The 489-nt window shown below is 70.1% G+C and carries 1 pseudogene; it reads left to right on the forward strand.

From position 1 onward, the window contains the following. A pseudogene (locus tag AC1DIW_RS21865) lies at positions 1–489 on the forward strand (magnesium chelatase); the annotation flags it as partial.

The following is a 489-nucleotide window of genomic DNA, read 5'->3' on the forward strand; positions in this document are numbered from 1 at the left end:
CACCAACCGCGGCCGGATCATCACCCCGCTGCGGGACCGGTTCGGCGCCGAGATCCGCACCCACTACCCGATCGAGCTCGACGACGAGGTAGCCGTCATCGAACAGGAAGGTCACCTCGTTGCGGGCGTCCCGCCCGTCATCCTTGAGATCCTGGCCCGCTACACGCGGGCGCTCCGCCAATCCCCGGCGATTAACCAGACCTCCGGGGTATCCGCCAGGTTCGCGATCGCCGGCGCCGAAACCGTTGCCGCCGCGGCCCTCCGCCGCGCCAGCGTGCGCGGAGAGGACAACGCCGTAGCCCGGATTATCGACCTCGACTCCGCTGTGGACGTCCTGGCCGGCAAGATCGAGTTCGAGTCCGGCGAGGAGGGCCGGGAACAGGACATCCTGGACCACCTCCTGCGCATGGCCACAGCCGAGGCCGTCCGCGCCCACTTCCACGGCCTTGACCTGGGACCGCTGGTGGCCGCGCTGGACGGCTCCGCCAC

Source organism: Terrabacter sp. 01T434 (assembly GCF_056398545.1).